Here is a 16748-nt window from a genome sequence, read left to right as displayed (position 1 = left end):
CCTTGGGGCTGAGGGGGCCAAGGTGGCCTCGGCAGCCGCAAGGTGGCTAAGACCACCAACGCTCCAGGACGCGGGCGACGCCGTCCTCCGAATTGCGGGCGGTCACCTCGTCGGCCGCGGCCAGCGCCTCGGGGTGCGCGTTGCCCATCGCCACGCCGCGCCCGGCCCGCAACAACATCGGAACGTCGTTGGGCATGTCGCCGAAGGCGATCATCTCCGCTTCGCTGATCCCCAACGGCTCGGCGACCTCGCGCAGGCCGCTGGCTTTGCTGATACCCCGCGGCACTATCTCGAGCAGGCCGTTGTTGGTGGAATACGTCAGGTCACCTTCGTCACCGATGTGTGGGGCCAGCGACTTGGCCATCGCCGCGCTGGACGCGCCCGCCTTGCGAATGAGCAGCTTGATCGCCGGCGCGCTGAGCAGGTCGGCAACGGATACCTCCGTGTTGTCGGGGTTGAGCCATGCGTGCTCGTAGCCAGGCGAGCTGACGAACTGCGGGGTTGCGGTGTCATGAGCCCGCTCACCGATCCGCTCCACCGCCAGCCCCGCACCCGGGATCGCGCGCTCGATGATCTCGGCGAGTGCAGCAAGGGTGTCGACGGCCAACGTGCGCGCCGAGATCACCCGGTCGTGTTCGGGGTCGTAGACCACGGCCCCGTTGGCGCAGACCGCCGTCGGTGCGAAGCCGAGCGCGTCCACGACCGGCCGGATCCAGCGCGGCGGCCGACCGGTGGCCAGCACGAAATGAGCTCCGCCGTCGACCGCGGCGCGCACCGCGGCACGGGTGCGCGGGCTGAGGGTTTCGTCGTCGTCGAACAGGGTGCCGTCAACGTCGCACCCGATGAGTGCAGGATGGTTGAGCAATAGGTTCCGTCGGTCAGAGTTTGCCGGTGTCGTCAGCGGGGGTCGGCTTCTTTCGCCGCTTGGACCCGACGCCCTCTTGCGCTCGCTTCTGCGCCCGCTCGGCCAGTTCGGCGATGCGGAATTCTCTGGACTCATCCGGGGTAGGCGCGCTGCCGCCGAGCCGGCGCGGTACCCAGTATTCTCCCTTGGGATGCGGGTAGCGCTCCTGCACCCAATAGAGCATCGACTCCATCGCCTGGCGCAGTACGGCATTGAACTCCTCCGCGGTGCCCTGCGGCCACAGCGGTGGTCCGATCGCGACGGCGATCGGAATCTTGTTGCGCAGCAGTTTCTTCGGATGGTCCTTGGGCCAGATCCGGTGCGCGCCCCAGACGATCATCGGCACGATCGGCACCTGCGCCTCGATCGCCATCCGGGCGGCGCCGGTCTTGAATTCCCGTAGTTCGAAGCTGCGGCTGATGGTCGCCTCGGGATGCAACCCAACCAGTTCGCCTTCCCTGAGGCGCTGCACCGCGACCGCGTACGCCTCCGAGCCCAGGCTGCGATCAACCGGGATCAACTGGGTGTGCTTGATCACGTAGTTGACCGCTTTTACTTCCTGCATCTCGGCTTTGATCATGAAACGCAACCGCCGCTTGCGTTCCAGCGCGGCGAGCGACGCCGGGATCCAGTCGACGTAGCTGGTGTGGTTGAGCGCGATGATCGCGCCGCCGCTCTCGGGGATGTTCTCCAGCCCCTGATATGTGATCTTGTTTCCGTTCAGCGCAACGACCGAGGGAACGAAGAATTCCATAAACCGGAAGAACGGCTCAGCCATGTCTCGACTCTCCTCCCCGCTTCCGCTGCGGTGTACGGCGCGCGGCCTTCGCCCCATTCTTCTCGTCAGCGTCCATTTTCGCTGCTTCCGCCACCGTCGGCGCTGCACCACCGAGCCGATGCGGCACCCAGTAAGCACCCGCCGGATGCGGGTAGTCCCGCTGCACCCGGTGCAGCAGCGCCGTCATCGACGAGCGCAGCGTTTGGCCGGTCGAGGAGATGTCGGCGGTGGCACGGATCGGCGGCCCCGCCGCGACGGTGACCGGTATCTTGTTGTAGCCCAACTGTTTCGGGTGGCCCTTGGTCCAGATGCGCTGCGTGCCCCAGACGATCAGCGGCACGATCGGAACGTCGGCTTCGACGGCCATCCGCGCGGCACCCGTCTTGAACTCCTTGAGTTCGAAGCTGCGACTGATCGTCGCCTCGGGATAGACCGCTACCAATTCGCCCTCGCGTAACGCCCGGAGGGCGAAGGTGTAGGCGTCCGCGCCGGAGCTGCGGTCCACCGGAATGGCGCCGTTGCGTTTGATCAGGAAGTTCACAATCTTGACCCGTTGCATCTCTGCTTTAATCATGAACCGCAACCGACGGCCGCGTCGGCGCATCGCCAATCCGGCTGGTAACCAATCGACGTAGCTGGTGTGGTTGATGGCGACCACCGCCCCGCCGCGCTCCGGGATGTTTTCCTCGTCGAGGTACGTGATCCGGGTTCCGGTTGCTAGAACCAGGAACTGGGCCAGGATCTCGCAGGCGCGATAGGTGGGCTCCGCCATCGTTCACTGCTCCGGCGCTCCAGACGGATGCGCTCGCTCGGCACGGCGCGCCGCCTTCTCCGCAGCCTCATCGGCGTCCATGCGGGCCGCTTCGGCCAACGAGGGTGCGCCGCCACCGAGCCGGTGCGGTACCCAGAACTCGCCCGCCGGGTGCGGCCCGTACTGCTCCTGCGCCCGGATCAACAGGTGCTGCATCCGGGAGTGCAGCAGCGCGGTCAACTCGGCGGTGGACAGCGTGGGTTCGATCGGTTCACCGACGATCACCTGGATCGGCACCTTGGGCCGGAACAACTTCCGTGGATGGCCTTTGGTCCAGATCCGCTGGGCGCCCCAGATGACGTGCGGCACGATCGGTACGCCGGCCTCCACCGCCATCCGTGCGGCGCCGGTCTTGAACTCCTTGATCTCGAAGCTGCGGCTGATCGTGGCCTCGGGGTAAACGCCCACCAGTTCACCGGCCTTGAGTTTCTCGACCGCCGCGGCATACGACGCGGCGCCGCTATCGCGGTCCACCGGGATGTGCCGGAACGAGCGCATGAGCGGGCCGGCGATCTTGTGGTCGAAGACCTCCTGCTTGGCCATGAACCGCACTTTCCGGCCCAGTCCCTGCCGGTAGGCGGGCAGGCCGGCAAGGGTGAAGTCCAGGTAGCCGGTGTGGTTGATCGCGACCACGGCGCCGCCACTGGTGGGCAGGTTCTCTACCCCCGTCACGGTGATCTTGAGACCCTGTAGACGAAATATCAGGCGGGCAAGAGTTATGGCAGTGCCGTATGCCGGTTCCACAGCAGATCAGCCTAGTGCGCTCGGCTGGCAGGCACCTGAAGTGGTGCAAACCGGACGGGTGACGAGACGGGATCATCGGTGAGCTACCCAGCTAATTTCCCCCGCACGGGGGTGCCCGCGGTGGTGCGCCGGCTGGCGGCCGGCAGACCGGTGCGCGCGGTCTGGCGCAACGAGTTGGGCGACGTCACGTTCCGGGTGGATTCGGGGGCCGAGTTCATCAAGGTGGGCGCCGAATACTCGGTTGACTTCACCGCCGAGGCGCGGCGGCTGCGCTGGGCCGCGCGGTACATCCCGGCGCCGCCGGTGCTGGATTTCGGGGTCGACGACGGCTGCGCATGGCTGCGCACCCGCGGGCTGCCGGGGCGGTCCGCGGTGCACCCGCGCTGGCGGGCGCAGCCGGCGGTTGCGGTCGCCGCGATCGCAGTGGGGTTACGCACCATGCACGACGCGTTGCCGGTGTCGTCGTGCCCGTTCGAATGGTCGGTAGCGAGCCGGTTGCCGTTGCTGCACCCCGCGCACCGGGCGAACCTTCCCGATCCGCCGCCGATCGATCGGCTGGTGGTGTGCCACGGCGACGCGTGCGCCCCCAACACACTGATCGACGACGCGGGGCGCTACTGCGGACATGTCGACCTCGGTGACCTGGGCGTGGCCGATCGGTGGGCGGATCTCGCGGTCGCCACCCTCTCGCTGAGCTGGAACTACCCTGGTCGGGACTGGGCGGCGGAGTTCTTCAACGCGTACGGCGTCACCCCGGATCCGGTTCGGATCGACTACTACCGGCGGTTGTGGCAAGACCCCGACCTTTGACGCCAGCTAAACTCGGGACGAACTCCCAGCGTCTTCTCAGCCGAATCTGAAGGGTATTTGTGCAGGTCACCAGCGTCGGCCACGCCGGCTTTCTAATCCAGACCCGGGCGGGCAGCATCCTGTGCGACCCGTGGGTGAACCCGGCGTACTTCGCGTCGTGGTTCCCGTTCCCGGACAACAGCGGGTTGGACTGGGACGCCCTCGGCGACTGTGACTACCTGTATGTGTCGCATCTGCACCGGGACCACTTCGACGCCCGGCTGCTGACCGCCCACGTGAACAAGGACGCGGTCGTGTTGCTGCCCGACTTCCCGGTGCCCGACTTGCGAAGTGAACTGGAGAAGCTCGGGTTCCACCGGTTCGTCGAGACCAGGGACTCGGTGCAGCATCGGCTGTCCGGTCCCAAGGGCGATCTCGACATCATGATCATCGCTCTGCGCGCCCCCGCCGACGGCCCCATCGGCGATTCGGCGCTGGTGGTTTCCGACGGCGACACCACGGTGTTCAACATGAACGACGCGCGACCGGTCGACCTGGACATCCTGGCCGCCGACTTCGGTCCGATCGACGTGCACCTGCTGCAGTACTCGGGCGCGATCTGGTACCCGATGGTTTACGACATGCCGGCCCGCGCCAAGGAGGCGTTCGGCACCCAGAAGCGGCAACGCCAGATGGACCGCGCCCGCCAGTACATCGCCCAGGTCGGGGCGACCTGGGTGGTGCCGTCGGCCGGCCCGCCGTGCTTCCTGGATCCCGAACTGCGCCACCTCAACGACGACAGCGGCGATCCGGCGAACATCTTCCCGGACCAAATGGTGTTCCTCGATCAGATGCGCAGCCACGGGCAGGGCGGCGGCCTGCTGATGATGCCGGGGTCAGTCGCGGACTTCACCGGCTCGGCGCTGAACTCCCTGACCCATCCCCTGCCCACCGAAGAGGTCGAGGCGATCTTCACCACCGGTAAGGCGGCCTACATCGCCGACTACGCGCAGCGGATGGCGCCCGTCCTGGCCACCGCGAAGGCCGGCTGGGCTGAGCCGACCGGAGAGCCGCTGCTCGAACCGCTCCGCGCGCTGTTCGAGCCGATCATGCTGGGCAGCAACGAGATCTGTGACGGCATCGGCTACCCGGTGGAGCTGGTGATCGGTCCTGAAACGGTAGTCCTGGACTTCCCCAAACGAGCGGTTCGGGAACCCATCCCGGACGAGAAGTTCCGCTACGGATTCGCGATCGAACCCCAGTTGGTGCGCACGGTGCTCCGCGACAACGAGCCGGACTGGGTCAACACCATCTTCCTGTCGACCCGCTTCCGGGCCTGGCGCGTCGGTGGCTACAACGAATACCTCTACACCTTCTTCAAGTGCCTGACCGACGAGCGGATCGCTTACGCCGACGGGTGGTTCGCCGAAACCCACGACGACTCCGCATCGATCACCATGGACGGCTGGGAGATTCAGCGACGGTGTCCGCACCTGAAGGCCGACCTGTCGAAATTCGGTGTGATCGAGGGTGACACCCTGACGTGCAATCTGCACGGGTGGCAATGGCGGCTGGCCGACGGCCGTTGCCTGACCACGCGCGGCCACGAACTGCGGAGTAGCCGGGCATGACCACCATGGCCGAACGGTGCTATGACGACGGCGTGGTCCAGCTGGACCAGATGGCGATCACGTTGCGCCGCTACCACTTTCCGTCCGGCACGGCGAAGGTGATTGGGCTGGACCAGATCCGGTCGTACAAAGCCGAGCCGCTGGGCCTGTTCACGGTCCGATTCAACGTCTGGGGCAGCCCCGATTTCCGCCGCTGGCTGCCACTGGACATGTACCGGCCGCTCAAGTCCACCTTGATCACACTGGACATCCCTGGGTCCAAGCCGGCCTTCACACCCGCGCGTCCCGACGAGTTCCTGGCCTGCTTGGAGGAACTGCTGGCCGAACGCCGTTAGCGATCTTCCAGCGCGGCCCGGCCGGCGTTGTAGCCGGGCGTGAAGGTGATCCCCGGCCCGCCGTGGCAGCCGGCGCTGCCGAGATACAGCCCCCGCACCGGAATGGGTTGTCCGATGTAGCCTCTCGGGCCCGGCCTGTTCTGGCCTATCTGGTCGGAGTGCAGCAGCCCGTGGCAGTAGTCGCCGCCCGGCGCGCCGAACATCACTCCCATGTGCTTGGGCGTGAAGGTGGTGTGCCGAATGATGCTGCGTTCGAAATTCGGTGCCAGACGGGTGATCTTGTCGATGACGCGCTGCCCCATTTCGACCTTGGCCTGGCCGTAACGTCCCTCGTCCTGGGCGCCACCCTCGATCGGGAACCACAGTGCGAACGCCGAAGCGGCATGCTTGCCGTCGGGGGCCAGATCAGGGTCATGCACCGACGGGATTTGTAACACCAGTGTGGGATCCGCCGGCACGATGCCCCGCCGGCAGTCCTCCCACTGCTGCTGAACCTCCTCCGGCGTGCAGAACAACCCGATGGACGCTTGCATGGTCGGGTCGTTGAGGGCCTCGTAGGGGGCCGCGAACTGCGGGGCCTCTTCGAGGGCGAAGTGCATTTGCAGGTAGCTGCCGCGGTGGTCGATGCGCGAGTACCGGTCACGGATCTCCGACGGCAGCACGGCGGGGTCGATGAGGTCGTTGAGCGTCACGTCGGGCGCGATCGAGGACACCACGATCGGCGCCGAGAAGGTGTCGCCCCCTTCGGTGCGCACCCCGGCCACGCGGCCGTCCGTAACCAGGATCTCGCTGACTTTTGAGCGCAGCCGTACTTCGCCACCGTTGTCCTCCAGCACGCCGGCCAGGTGGGCGGTGAGCGCGCCGATCCCGCCGCGCAGCTTTTTCATCTGCATGAAGTCGCCGTCGGGAATCCCGAGCCCGAAGGCCAGCGCGGCGGCGCTGCCCGGAGTCGACGGTCCCCGGTAGAGGGTGTTCACCGCCAACACCGTCATCGAACCGCGTATCGCCCCGTGCTTTTCCTTGTCCGGGAAGTAGCGGTCCAGCACGTCGGTGACCGAGCCGAACAGCATGTCGTCAATCGCGGATCGTTCGAATTCGTTTGTGGCGCAGGCATACATCTCGTCGAATGTCTTAGGCAGCGTGCCCGCCTCGAATCGCCCCAGGGCGCGGGTCGGGGCCTGTGCCCACATGAGCAGGCCGCCCATTCCGGCGACGGCGTCCGCCCCGTGCACTTCGTTGAGGTGCGCGAACATTTTCATCGGGTCGCTGTACTGGACCAGCGGGTCGTCCCCGACACCGCGCAGCGCTACCGACATCACCTCGAGATCGACCGTCGGAATGGTGTCCAGGCCGAGTTCGCTGATGACCTCCAGCGACGTCGGGAATTGCACCGAACCGGCGATCTCGAAGTGATAGCCGTCGAACAGTTCCACCGTGGCGGCCATACCGCCGGCGTAGAGCTTGCCGTCCAGGCACAGGGTCCGCAGACCCGCTCGTTGCAGCAGCACGGCCGCGGTCAGCCCGTTGTGGCCTGCGCCGATGACGATCGCGTCGTATTGGGCTCCAGATTCAGACATGCGCCACCTCCCGGAGTGGAGGCTGGCATGCCCGCCAAGTTTTGTCAATTATGACGAAACTTGGCGCGGGGAGTTCCGTCGGAGCCGCGCCCGGGCGGTCAGTCGGACCAGGTGTCCTCGATGCCTTCGCGAAGCGACTCCAGCGCCTGATGGCTCATCTTGGCCAGCGCACCGAGCGTCCGGTCATCGCCAACCATCCACGCCTCCATCGCCCCGAAGACGGCCGCTGCGATGCACCGGCTGATCACCGTGGCGCGCAGCCGAGTGTCGGAGGTGAGTGTTCCCGGACGCCTGCGGCGCTGTAGTTGGACCTGGATCGCGTCGGCCAGATCGGCCTGCACATCCCGGATGTGCCGGACGATGCGGCCCTGGTCCAGCTCGCCACCCCGGAGCGCAGCGATCTTGGTGACGGCCTCCACGTCGTAGGGGAACGCGAAGATCGCCGCTTGCACCGAATCGATGACCGGCTCGTCGGCGGGCCGGGCTTCCAGCGCGGCACGGAACCAGTTCAGGCCGGTGTAATCGGCGAACAGCAGATCATGTTTGGAGTTGAAGTGGCGGTAGAAGGTCCGCAACGAGACGCCGGCATCCGCGGCGATCTGTTCGGCCGACGTCTCCTCGACACCCTGGGCGAGGAAGCGCACCACCGCGGCTTGGCGCAGCGCCTCCCGCGTGCGTTCGCTACGCACCGTCTGAGCTGGGCGGACCATTGCGACAACGTACCAAAAGCTCAAGTTTTCGCTATGTAGGGTTTCGGCAATATTGACAAAACTTTCCGAAGAGGGCGAAACTGCGCGCATGGTGTCACTCATCGCCCACGCCGTGCTCGGGATCGCCGTCATCCTGTGGATAATCAAGTCGAATCCGGCGGTCTACGCCAGGCCCGCCAATGGACCGGCGTTCTCAGCCCTGGAGATCGTCTACTACGTCGTCGGTATCGCCTCGATCGCGCTGGGCTGGTACTTCAACATCCGGTTCGTACAGGGGTATGCACCGCACGGATTCACCGGCACCCACAACCCGATCTGGGGCCCCGGCAGTTGGACGCAGTACATCCAGCTGATGTTCACCAACCCGGCGGCGGGCTCGGCCAGCCAGGATTACACGATTGCGAATGTGATTCTGCTGCCGCTGTTTTCGATCACAGACGGGTACCGGCGTGGCATCAAGCGGCCGTGGTTGTATTTCGTCAGCAGCCTGTTCACCAGCTTCGCATTCGCGTTTGCCTTCTACTTCGCCACCATCGAACGCCAGCGCCGGCACGAACAGTCGGGCCGGCCGGCCGACGCTCTGGTCTCTTAGCCGGATGCGGTAGCCGTCTCAGGCCGGCTCGAGCACCTCGGTGCCGACGTAGGGCACCAGCGCGGTGGGGACGCGCACGCTGCCGTCGGGCCGCTGGTGGTTTTCCAGAATCGACACCAGCCAGCGGGTGGTGCCCAGCGTGCCGTTCAACGTGGCCGCGGTTTGCGGCTTGCCGTTGGCGTCGCGGTAGCGCGTGGCCAACCGCCGGGCTTGGAACGTGGTGCAGTTCGACGTGGAAGTCAGCTCGCGGTAGGTCGCCTGGGTCGGCACCCACGCCTCGCAATCGAACTTCCGCGCGGCCGATGAGCCGAGATCGCCGGCGGCCACGTCGATCACCCGGTAGGGCACCTCGATGTGCGCCAGCATCTCGCGCTGCCAGCCCAGCAGCCGCTGGTGTTCGGCCTCGGCCTCGTCGGGCCGGCAGTAGACGAAGCCCTCCACTTTGTCGAACTGATGCACCCGGATGATGCCGCGGGTGTCCTTGCCATAGCTGCCGGCCTCCCGGCGGAAGCAGGACGACCAGCCCGCGTAGCGCAGCGGCCCGCCGGACAGGTCCAGGATCTCGTCGGAGTGGTAACCAGCCAGCGGCACCTCGGAGGTGCCGACCAGGTAGAGATCGTCGGCCTCCAGGCGGTACACCTCGTCGGCGTGCGCGCCCAGGAAGCCCGTCCCCGACATCACCTCGGGGCGCACCAGCACGGGCGGGATCATCGGGATGAAGCCGTTGTCGATCGCCACCCGTAGCGCCAGTTGCAGCAGACCGAGCTGTAACAGCGCGCCGCGGCCGGTGAGGAAGTAGAACCGCGAACCGGAAACCTTCGCGCCCCGCTGCATGTCGATCAGACCCAGCGACTCGCCCAGTTCGAGGTGGTCCTTGGGGTCGGTCAGCGCCGGCGGCTCGCCGACGACCTCAAGAACCGCGTAGTCGTCCTCTCCGCCGGCGGGCACGCCGTCGATGACAACGTTGGAGATCGCCATGTGCGCGGCGCTCAGCGCCGCTTCGGCCGCGGTCCGGTCCGCCTCGGCGGCCTTCACCTGGTCGGCGAGATTCTTCGCGCGTTCCAGCAACGCCGGCCGCTCCTCGGCCGAAGCCGCGCCCACGCTCTTGCTAGCCGCCTTCTGCGCGGCGCGCAGCGCGTCGGCGGCCGCGATTGCCGCCCGACGTGCGGTGTCGGCACTCAACAGCTCGTCCACCAGCGCGGCATCTTCGCCGCGGCTGAGTTGGGAGCGCCGTACGGCGTCAGGGTCTTCCCGGAGCAGCTTCAGGTCGATCACGGCCGCAAGATTACTTGGGTCCCCCGCCCGGTCTCACATCAGCAACATTGGTAACGCCGCCCATCCGCGCCTGTCAGAATGGAGCCGATGTTGGACGAGCAAGACGAAAAGCGCGACCTCGACGCCGCCGGCGCCAAGGTGAACGAGCCGTCGGCCGAAGCGACGCCGGACGAGCCCGACGCCGTCGGCGCGACCCAGGATGCGGCCGAGCACGAGACCGACGAGGACTTCGGCGAGGACGTGCCAGAGGACTCCGAAGCGGACGTGCCTGAGGACTCAGCCGGGGACGCGAAGGACGCCGTCGACGATCCCGATGACGAGGACGGCGGTGCCCCTGCCGGCGGGTTCCGCTGGCCGCGGGGGTTGCAGGCTTCAGCGACCCGACGCGGGCTGCTTTTGACGGCCCTGGGTGGTCTGCTCATCGCTGGGCTGGTCACCGCGCTGCCTTCCGTCGGCACCGGCCCCGGCCGGCTGGCCGGCTACATCGACAGTGATCCGGTGCCCAGCACCGGATCCAAGAGCAATGCCGCGTTCAGCCGCGCGGCCAGCGGCGACTGCCTCAACTGGCCGGACGGCACACCGGAGTCGGCGACCATCGTCAACTGCGCCGACGATCACCGCTTCGAGGTCGCCGAGTCCGTCGACATGCGGACCTTCCCGGGCACCGAATACGGTCCCAGCGCACCGCCGCCGTCGCCGGCGCGCATCCAGCAGATCAACACCGAACAGTGCGAGCCCGCGGTGCGCCGCTACCTCGGCCCCAAGTTCGATCCCAACAGCAAATTCACTGTGAGCATGCTGTGGTCCGGTGACCGCGCCTGGCGGCAGGCCGGTGAGCGGCGCATGTTGTGCGGTCTGCAGCTGCCCGGCCCGAACAACCAGCAGGTCGCGTTCAAGGGCAAGGTCGCCGAGATTGACCAGTCGAAGGTGTGGCCGGCCGGTACCTGCCTGGGCATCGACCCGACCACCAACCAGCCGGTCGACGTGCCAGTGGACTGTGCGGCCCCCCACGCGATGGAAGTCACCGGCACCGTCAACCTGGGTGAAAGGTTCCCCAACGCGCTGCCCCCCGAGGCCGAGCAGGACGGGTTCATCAAGGACGCCTGCACCAAGATGACCGACGCCTACTTGGCACCCATAAAGCTGCGCACCACCACCCTCACGCTGATCTACCCGACGGTGTCGCTGCCCAGCTGGTCGGCGGGTAGCCGCGAGGTGGCCTGCAACATCGGCGCGACGCTGGGCAACGGCGGCTGGGCGACCCTGTTGAACAGCGCCAAGGGCCAGCTGCTGATCAACGGTCAGGCGCCTGTGCCGCCGCCCGACATCCCCCAGGAGCGGCTCACGCTGCCACAGATCCCGGTTCAGGTGCCGACCCAGCAGCCGTCGGCGCCTTCGCAGCAGACGCCGAGCGCCCCGCCGGGCAATCAGCACCTGCCCAACCAGCAGCCGGTCGTGACGCCTACCCGGGAGCCATCCACTCCCGCGTCCCAGGCGCCGGCCACCCAGGCACCGCCTCCGGCACCGGACGGCGGCGCCCCGCCGCCGGCTGACGGTCCACCACCCGCCGAGCCGGCACCGGTGAACTGACGCCGTGGCAGTGCGGATGGACCCGCAGCGTTTCGACGAGCTGGTCTCCGACGCCCTCGATCTCATCCCCGAGGAGCTGACCGCCGCGATGGACAACGTCGTGGTACTGGTCGCCGACCGGCATCCGCAGGAAGATCTGCTGGGTCTGTACGAAGGAGTGGCGCTGACCGAGCGGGACTCGGACTACGCCGGCGCGCTGCCGGACACGATCACCATCTTCCGCGATCCGCTCTTGGAGGTGTGCGACTCGGAAGATGACGTGGTGGATCAGGTCGCGATCACGGTGATCCACGAGATCGCACACCATTTCGGCATCGACGACGACCGGTTAGACGAGTTGGGCTGGGGCTGATCGGTCCGGCGTTGCTCCCCCACTTGTCCGTATCGAGTGCTATGAACGGCTTATGAGCACAGGCTGCCGCGACTGCCGGGCAGGCTTAGATCACTGCCACGGCACCGTTATTCGTCATTGGCTGGGCAGACCGGAATGTACCGACCCGGACTGCGTTGCCCCCGAACTGTTCACCCACACCTTCGTGGTCGACTGCGATGCTGTCGGCTGCACCTGCGTGGAGACGACCACCATGGTCGGTTCAACCCATCGGGTCGGTGCTTGACGCGACTGCGTCCTGAACTGGCGTGGCGCCGGGCTCGGGGTAGAACGGCGGCGTCAGCTGCCCCCATCGCACGCAGCTCCACCGGCCGTCGGTGATCGGCGCCAGCACCACAGATTCGGCATTGTCCAACGGGTTGTCCAACACGAAACTGCCGTCCACGCCGGCCAGCACAGCCGATGCCAGGCGGATCGCAGCGCCGTGGCTGACGACCACGATGTCGCCATCCCAACCGTCATCGTCCAGATAACGCATCCGCAGCTCGGTCAGCACCGGCACGTACCGGTCGAGCACCTCGTCGGCGCTTTCACCGCCGGGCAACGCCACATGCCGCTCGCCGAGGTGCCACCGCTTGTAGATGGCGTTGAACTCGGCGACCGCGTCGTCGTCGTTGCGATTCTCCAGCTCCCCGACCTGCACCTCGTGGATGCCGCCCAGCTCGACGGGAGGGAGATCGAACTGCGCGGCTATCACCTGCGCCGTCTCGGAAGCCCGCACGGCGACCGAATGCGCCAGCATCGCCGGCCGGCTGGACCCGCCGCGCGCAAACGCTCGAGCCTGATCCCTGCCCAGCGGCGTCAGCGCGGCCCCCGGCGGACGGGTGTCCAGCCTGCGCTCGACGTTGCCGTACGACTGTCCATGCCGAAGCAGCACCAGTCGGCCACTCATTGCTGTCCTTCCCCCACGTTCACGGCCGGATCCGGTCTGCCCTCCCGCAGCGCCGCCAACCAAGTCGATGCCTCGTCCGAGGACGGCGGCGGCACTCCCGCGGGCCGGCCCGTCGGCCAGGAACCCAGGTAACGCACCTCCGCGCAACGGCGGTGCAATGCCTTCAATGCCTCGGCGACGGCGTCGTCGTCGATATGTCCCACGCAGTCCACGAAAAACCGGTACGTGCCCAAACTGGTGCGCGTGGGCCGGGATTCGATGCGGGTCAGGTCGATGCCCCGCATCCCGAACTCGGTCAGCGCCAACAGCAGCGCCCCCGGCGCGTTCTCGATACGCAGCACCGCCGAGGTGCGATCGGCCCCGGTTCGCGCCGGCGGCGGCCCGGGCGGACCGATCAGGACGAACCGGGTCCGGGCGCCGGCCTCATCCACCACACCCTCGGCGATCGCTGCCAGCTTCCAGTGCACGGCGGCCAGCGGAGACGTCACCGCGGCGTCGACCTCCCCGTCGACCACCTGGCGCGCGGCGTCGGCATTGGAGTACGCGGGTCGCAGTTCGGCACCTGGCAGATGGGCCGTCAGCCACTGCCGCACCTGCGCCGCGGCCACCGGAAACGCTGCCACGGTGCGCACGTCGGTCGCGTCGCGGCCGGATCGGACGGCGATGCTGAAAGCCACATCCAGCGTCGTCTCGGCGAAAATCTGCAGCGGCGAACCGATCGCCAGGCTGTCCAGCGTGGAGGCCAGCGAGCCGTCGATCGAGTTCTCGATCGGCGCGCAGGCGTAATCCGCGGCTCCGCCCCGCACCGCGTCCAGGGCGGCGGGTGTGCTCTCCACCGGCACCCGCTGCACCGCACCGGGCTCGTGGCCGGGAACGAACCCGGCGGCCGTCATCTGAAGCAGAGCCGCCTCGGTGAAGGTCCCTTCCGGACCAAGATAAGCGATGCGGGCCACGTCACAACCCTAACGGCGGTCCGGCTCTTGCGGCCTTACCAGGCCTAAGTTACCTTAGCCTTACCTAATTTTATGGAGGTAAGCGTGCTACCGGTCACACACCCTACGCCGACCACTGCCGAGCGGATTCGCAGCGCATGTGTCCGGGCCGGCGGGGCATTGCTCGCCGTCGAGGGTGCGGATCCAGTGGCCACGCCGGTCCATCACCTGATGCACGACGGCACCTTCGCCGTCGCGGTCGCCCGCGAGCAGGCCGGTCCCGATGAGCTGCCGTGCGGAACGCAAGCGCTGCTCGAGTTGACGGACTATGCGCCGCTGCCGCTGCGCGAGCCCGTCCGCTCGCTGGTGTGGGTGCGCGGGCGGCTGCACCAGATCCCGCCCGGCGCGGTGACGAAACTGCTCGACCTGATCGCCGCCGAGAACCCTGCCCCGGTACTGCTGCAGGTCCAGACGCCGAAGTCCGATCCGGCGGAATCGGACGACCCGCGCTACACCCTGTTGCGCCTGGAAATCGACTCGGTGGTGGTGACCGACGCGACCGGCGCGGAGCCGGTCAGCGTCCACGAACTGCTCTCGGCGCGGCCCGACCCTTTCTGTGAGGTCGAGTCCACCCTGCTGTGGCACCTGTCCACCGCTCACAACGACGTGGTCGCCCGCCTGGTCTCCCGGCTGCCGGCGCCGCTGCGGCGCGGGCACGTGCGCCCGTTGGGACTGGACCGGTACGGCGTGCGGTTTCGCGTCGAGGGAACCGACGGCGACCGAGACATCCGGCTGCCGTTCCACAAGCCCGTCGACGACATGACCGGCCTCAGCCAGGCGATCCGCGTCTTGATGGGATGCCCGTTCGTCAACGGTCTGCACGCGCGTCGCTAACCGGCAGCCGCCCCGTCCGGGCGCGACCACGTACGTTAGCCAGGTGACCGGCGATCAGCCACAGCGGGAACCCCCGCCGGCGATGCGCCGCGCCGTTCGTCCAGCGCCGTCGCGACCGCCGTCGCAACCACCGCCGGCACCGCCAGCGGCGCGGACGCCACCGCCGCCCCGACCGGTCGGGCCGAGACCACGCGGCAAACGCGCCAAGCGCCGGTGGATCCGGACGACGGCGCTGTGCTTGCTGATCCTGTTGCTGCTGGGAACGGCGGGGATCCTCGGCGGGATGTTGTGGTTCGACTCCGCGGTGCATCGCCAGGCCGTGCTCACCGACTACGCGGGTCGCCCCGCGGGGGGCAGCGGCACCAACTGGCTGCTGGTCGGCTCCGACAGCCGCCAGGACCTCACCGCCGAGCAGCAGCAGGATTTGGCCACCGGCGGCGATGTGGGCACCAGCCGCACCGACACCATCATGCTGGTGCACATCCCTGGGTTCACCAGCAGCACGCCGACGACGCTGGTGTCGATACCGCGCGACTCGTACGTGCCGATTCCCGGCCATGGCCGGGACAAGATCAACGCCGCATTCGCGATCGGTGGCGCGGCGCTGCTGACACGGACGGTCGAGCAGGCCACCGGCCTGCGCCTCGACCACTACGCGGAGATCGGTTTTGCCGGATTCGCCGTTCTGGTCGACGCGCTCGGCGGGGTGACCGTGTGCCCGACCGAACCGGTCCGGGACCCACTGGCCGGCCTGGACCTGCCCGCGGGATGCCAGAAACTGGACGGGCGCGGTGCGCTCGGCTACGTGCGGACCAGGGCCACCCCGCGGGCGGATCTGGACCGGATGACCCACCAGCGCCAATTCATGTCGGAGTTGCTGCGCCGCGCCAGCAGCCCAGCGGTGTGGCTCAACCCCTGGCGGTGGTACACGGTCCCGCGCGCGACGGCCGCGGCGCTGACCGTCGACCGCGGCGACCACGCGTGGGATCTGACCCGGCTCGGCTGGGCGCTGCACGGACCCACCACCCCGATCACGGTGCCGATCGGCGAATTCACCGACAGCGGCGCCGGCGCAGTGGTGGTGTGGGACCACGATGCCGCCAGCGAGTTGTTCGACGCGCTCGGCGCCGACCGACCGGTGCCGGCTGCGGCGCTTGACGAACAGCCCTGACGGCCACGGACCTGCGCCGGAGAAATGGCGTATGGAAATTCAACATAGGCTTCCTTAACTTAGGTAATGCTGCCCTGCCAGAGAATGCGGTCGGCTCGGATTTTAATTAGGAAATCCTTTCCTGACTAAGTGCAACCTTCGTTGCAGATGCGCCCTGAGCTGCACTAACCTGTTGCCATGACCGATTTTGATGGGCCCAGGACAAAATTCCATGCGCTAATGCAGGAACAAATATTCAATGAATTCACGGCCGCCCAACAATATGTCGCAATTGCGGTTTATTTCGACAGCGAGGACCTGCCTCGGTTGGCAAAGCATTTTTATGGACAGGCCGTCGAGGAACGCAATCACGCGATGATGCTGGTGCAGCATCTGCTCGACCGTGATCTGCGAGTGGAGATTCCGGGCGCCGACACCGTGCGTAACCAGTTCGATCGGCCACGGGACGCGCTGGCACTGGCGCTCGAGCAGGAGCGCGCCGTCACCGACCAGGTGAGCCGGCTGACCGCGGTCGCCCGCGACGAGGGCGATTATCTGGGCGAGCAGTTCATGCAGTGGTTCCTCAAGGAGCAGGTCGAAGAGGTCGCCTTGATGACCACCCTGCTGCGGGTCGCCGACCGGGCTGGTTCCAACCTGTTCGAGTTGGAGACCTTCGTTGCCCGTGAGGTCGAGCAGGTGCCGGTCGGGTCGGGCGCGCCGCAGGCAGCGGGCGGTCACCTCTAGACGCTGGGA

Annotated in this window: 19 protein-coding genes; 10 read left to right on the top strand and 9 right to left on the bottom strand. The window is 67.4% G+C overall.

Annotation, left to right across the window (positions count from 1 at the left end):
• Positions 1–46: 46 nt before the first annotated feature.
• The 4 genes from BN972_RS21870 to BN972_RS21855 are packed head-to-tail and all read right to left on the bottom strand — an operon-like array spanning position 47 to position 3237.
• A complete protein-coding gene (locus BN972_RS21870; RefSeq protein WP_036362490.1) occupies positions 47–865 on the bottom strand; it encodes a Cof-type HAD-IIB family hydrolase in 819 nt (272 codons plus the stop codon).
• Positions 866–878: 13 nt separating this feature from the next.
• On the bottom strand, positions 879–1682 hold the full coding sequence (locus BN972_RS21865) for a lysophospholipid acyltransferase family protein (RefSeq protein ID WP_036362488.1): 804 nt from the start codon (positions 1680–1682) through the stop codon (positions 879–881).
• On the bottom strand, positions 1675–2454 hold the full coding sequence (locus BN972_RS21860) for a lysophospholipid acyltransferase family protein (RefSeq protein ID WP_036362484.1): 780 nt from the start codon (positions 2452–2454) through the stop codon (positions 1675–1677). The genes BN972_RS21865 and BN972_RS21860 overlap by 8 nt, the downstream gene beginning before the upstream one ends.
• A gap of 3 nt (positions 2455–2457) precedes the next feature.
• Positions 2458–3237: a lysophospholipid acyltransferase family protein gene (locus tag BN972_RS21855; protein WP_036362481.1), complete on the bottom strand. Its 780-nt coding sequence runs from the start codon at positions 3235–3237 to the stop codon at positions 2458–2460.
• Positions 3238–3315: 78 nt separating this feature from the next.
• Here BN972_RS21855 and BN972_RS21850 point away from each other — a divergent pair, with 78 nt between their 5' ends.
• Genes BN972_RS21850 through BN972_RS21840 form a run of 3 tightly spaced genes read left to right on the top strand, consistent with a single transcriptional unit; the run spans position 3316 to position 5992 of the window.
• On the top strand, positions 3316–4047 hold the full coding sequence (locus BN972_RS21850; RefSeq protein ID WP_036362478.1) for an aminoglycoside phosphotransferase APH(3'): 732 nt from the start codon (positions 3316–3318) through the stop codon (positions 4045–4047).
• A gap of 59 nt (positions 4048–4106) precedes the next feature.
• Positions 4107–5657 (top strand): MBL fold metallo-hydrolase, encoded by a 1551-nt coding sequence (locus BN972_RS21845; RefSeq protein ID WP_036362476.1) that lies wholly within the window; start codon positions 4107–4109, stop codon positions 5655–5657.
• Between the two features lie 5 nt (positions 5658–5662).
• Positions 5663–5992 (top strand): hypothetical protein, encoded by a 330-nt coding sequence (locus BN972_RS21840; protein WP_036363672.1) that lies wholly within the window; start codon positions 5663–5665, stop codon positions 5990–5992.
• Here BN972_RS21840 and BN972_RS21835 read toward each other — a convergent pair.
• Positions 5989–7569 (bottom strand): phytoene desaturase family protein, encoded by a 1581-nt coding sequence (locus BN972_RS21835; protein WP_036362472.1) that lies wholly within the window; start codon positions 7567–7569, stop codon positions 5989–5991. The genes BN972_RS21840 and BN972_RS21835 overlap by 4 nt on opposite strands.
• 98 nt (positions 7570–7667) lie before the next feature.
• On the bottom strand, positions 7668–8279 hold the full coding sequence (locus tag BN972_RS21830; protein ID WP_036362470.1) for a TetR/AcrR family transcriptional regulator: 612 nt from the start codon (positions 8277–8279) through the stop codon (positions 7668–7670).
• Positions 8280–8367: 88 nt separating this feature from the next.
• On the opposite strand from BN972_RS21830, the gene BN972_RS21825 reads away from it, so the two are divergent.
• Positions 8368–8871, top strand: a complete 504-nt coding sequence (locus BN972_RS21825) for a DUF2834 domain-containing protein (protein ID WP_036362467.1) — start codon at positions 8368–8370, stop codon at positions 8869–8871.
• Positions 8872–8889: 18 nt separating this feature from the next.
• Here BN972_RS21825 and serS read toward each other — a convergent pair whose 3' ends face one another.
• A complete protein-coding gene (gene serS, locus BN972_RS21820; RefSeq protein ID WP_036362465.1) occupies positions 8890–10146 on the bottom strand; it encodes a serine--tRNA ligase in 1257 nt (418 codons plus the stop codon).
• A gap of 87 nt (positions 10147–10233) precedes the next feature.
• Here serS and BN972_RS21815 point away from each other — a divergent pair, with 87 nt between their 5' ends.
• The 3 genes from BN972_RS21815 to BN972_RS30580 are packed head-to-tail and all read left to right on the top strand — an operon-like array spanning position 10234 to position 12353.
• Positions 10234–11736: a septum formation family protein gene (locus BN972_RS21815; RefSeq protein WP_390176228.1), complete on the top strand. Its 1503-nt coding sequence runs from the start codon at positions 10234–10236 to the stop codon at positions 11734–11736.
• A gap of 4 nt (positions 11737–11740) precedes the next feature.
• Positions 11741–12088, top strand: coding sequence for a metallopeptidase family protein (locus tag BN972_RS21810; protein WP_036362462.1), 348 nt, complete (start codon positions 11741–11743; stop codon positions 12086–12088).
• A 52-nt stretch (positions 12089–12140) separates the two neighbouring features.
• Positions 12141–12353 (top strand): hypothetical protein, encoded by a 213-nt coding sequence (locus tag BN972_RS30580; protein ID WP_080697077.1) that lies wholly within the window; start codon positions 12141–12143, stop codon positions 12351–12353.
• Here the strand turns inward: BN972_RS30580 and BN972_RS21805 are convergent.
• Complete coding sequence (locus BN972_RS21805; protein WP_036362460.1) at positions 12330–13019, bottom strand: histidine phosphatase family protein; 690 nt, start codon at positions 13017–13019, stop codon at positions 12330–12332. The genes BN972_RS30580 and BN972_RS21805 overlap by 24 nt on opposite strands.
• Positions 13016–13972, bottom strand: a complete 957-nt coding sequence (pheA, locus tag BN972_RS21800) for a prephenate dehydratase (RefSeq protein ID WP_036362459.1) — start codon at positions 13970–13972, stop codon at positions 13016–13018. Before pheA ends, BN972_RS21805 begins: the two co-directional genes overlap by 4 nt.
• Before the next feature lie 72 nt (positions 13973–14044).
• Between pheA and BN972_RS21795 the strand changes: the two genes are divergently transcribed.
• The 3 genes from BN972_RS21795 (at position 14045) to BN972_RS21785 (ending at position 16739) form a co-directional block, all read left to right on the top strand.
• Positions 14045–14845 carry a DUF2470 domain-containing protein gene (locus tag BN972_RS21795; protein WP_036362457.1) on the top strand — a complete coding sequence of 267 codons (801 nt, stop codon included), beginning with the start codon at positions 14045–14047 and terminating at the stop codon, positions 14843–14845.
• A 283-nt stretch (positions 14846–15128) separates the two neighbouring features.
• Positions 15129–16016, top strand: a complete 888-nt coding sequence (locus BN972_RS21790; protein ID WP_315968810.1) for an LCP family protein — start codon at positions 15129–15131, stop codon at positions 16014–16016.
• Positions 16017–16193: 177 nt separating this feature from the next.
• Positions 16194–16739, top strand: coding sequence for a ferritin (locus BN972_RS21785; RefSeq protein ID WP_036362456.1), 546 nt, complete (start codon positions 16194–16196; stop codon positions 16737–16739).
• Positions 16740–16748 lie beyond the last annotated feature (9 nt).

This window comes from Mycobacterium asiaticum DSM 44297 (genome assembly GCF_000613245.1).
GTDB lineage: Bacteria > Actinomycetota > Actinomycetes > Mycobacteriales > Mycobacteriaceae > Mycobacterium > Mycobacterium asiaticum.
This window is presented reverse-complemented; position numbering and strand designations above follow the sequence as displayed.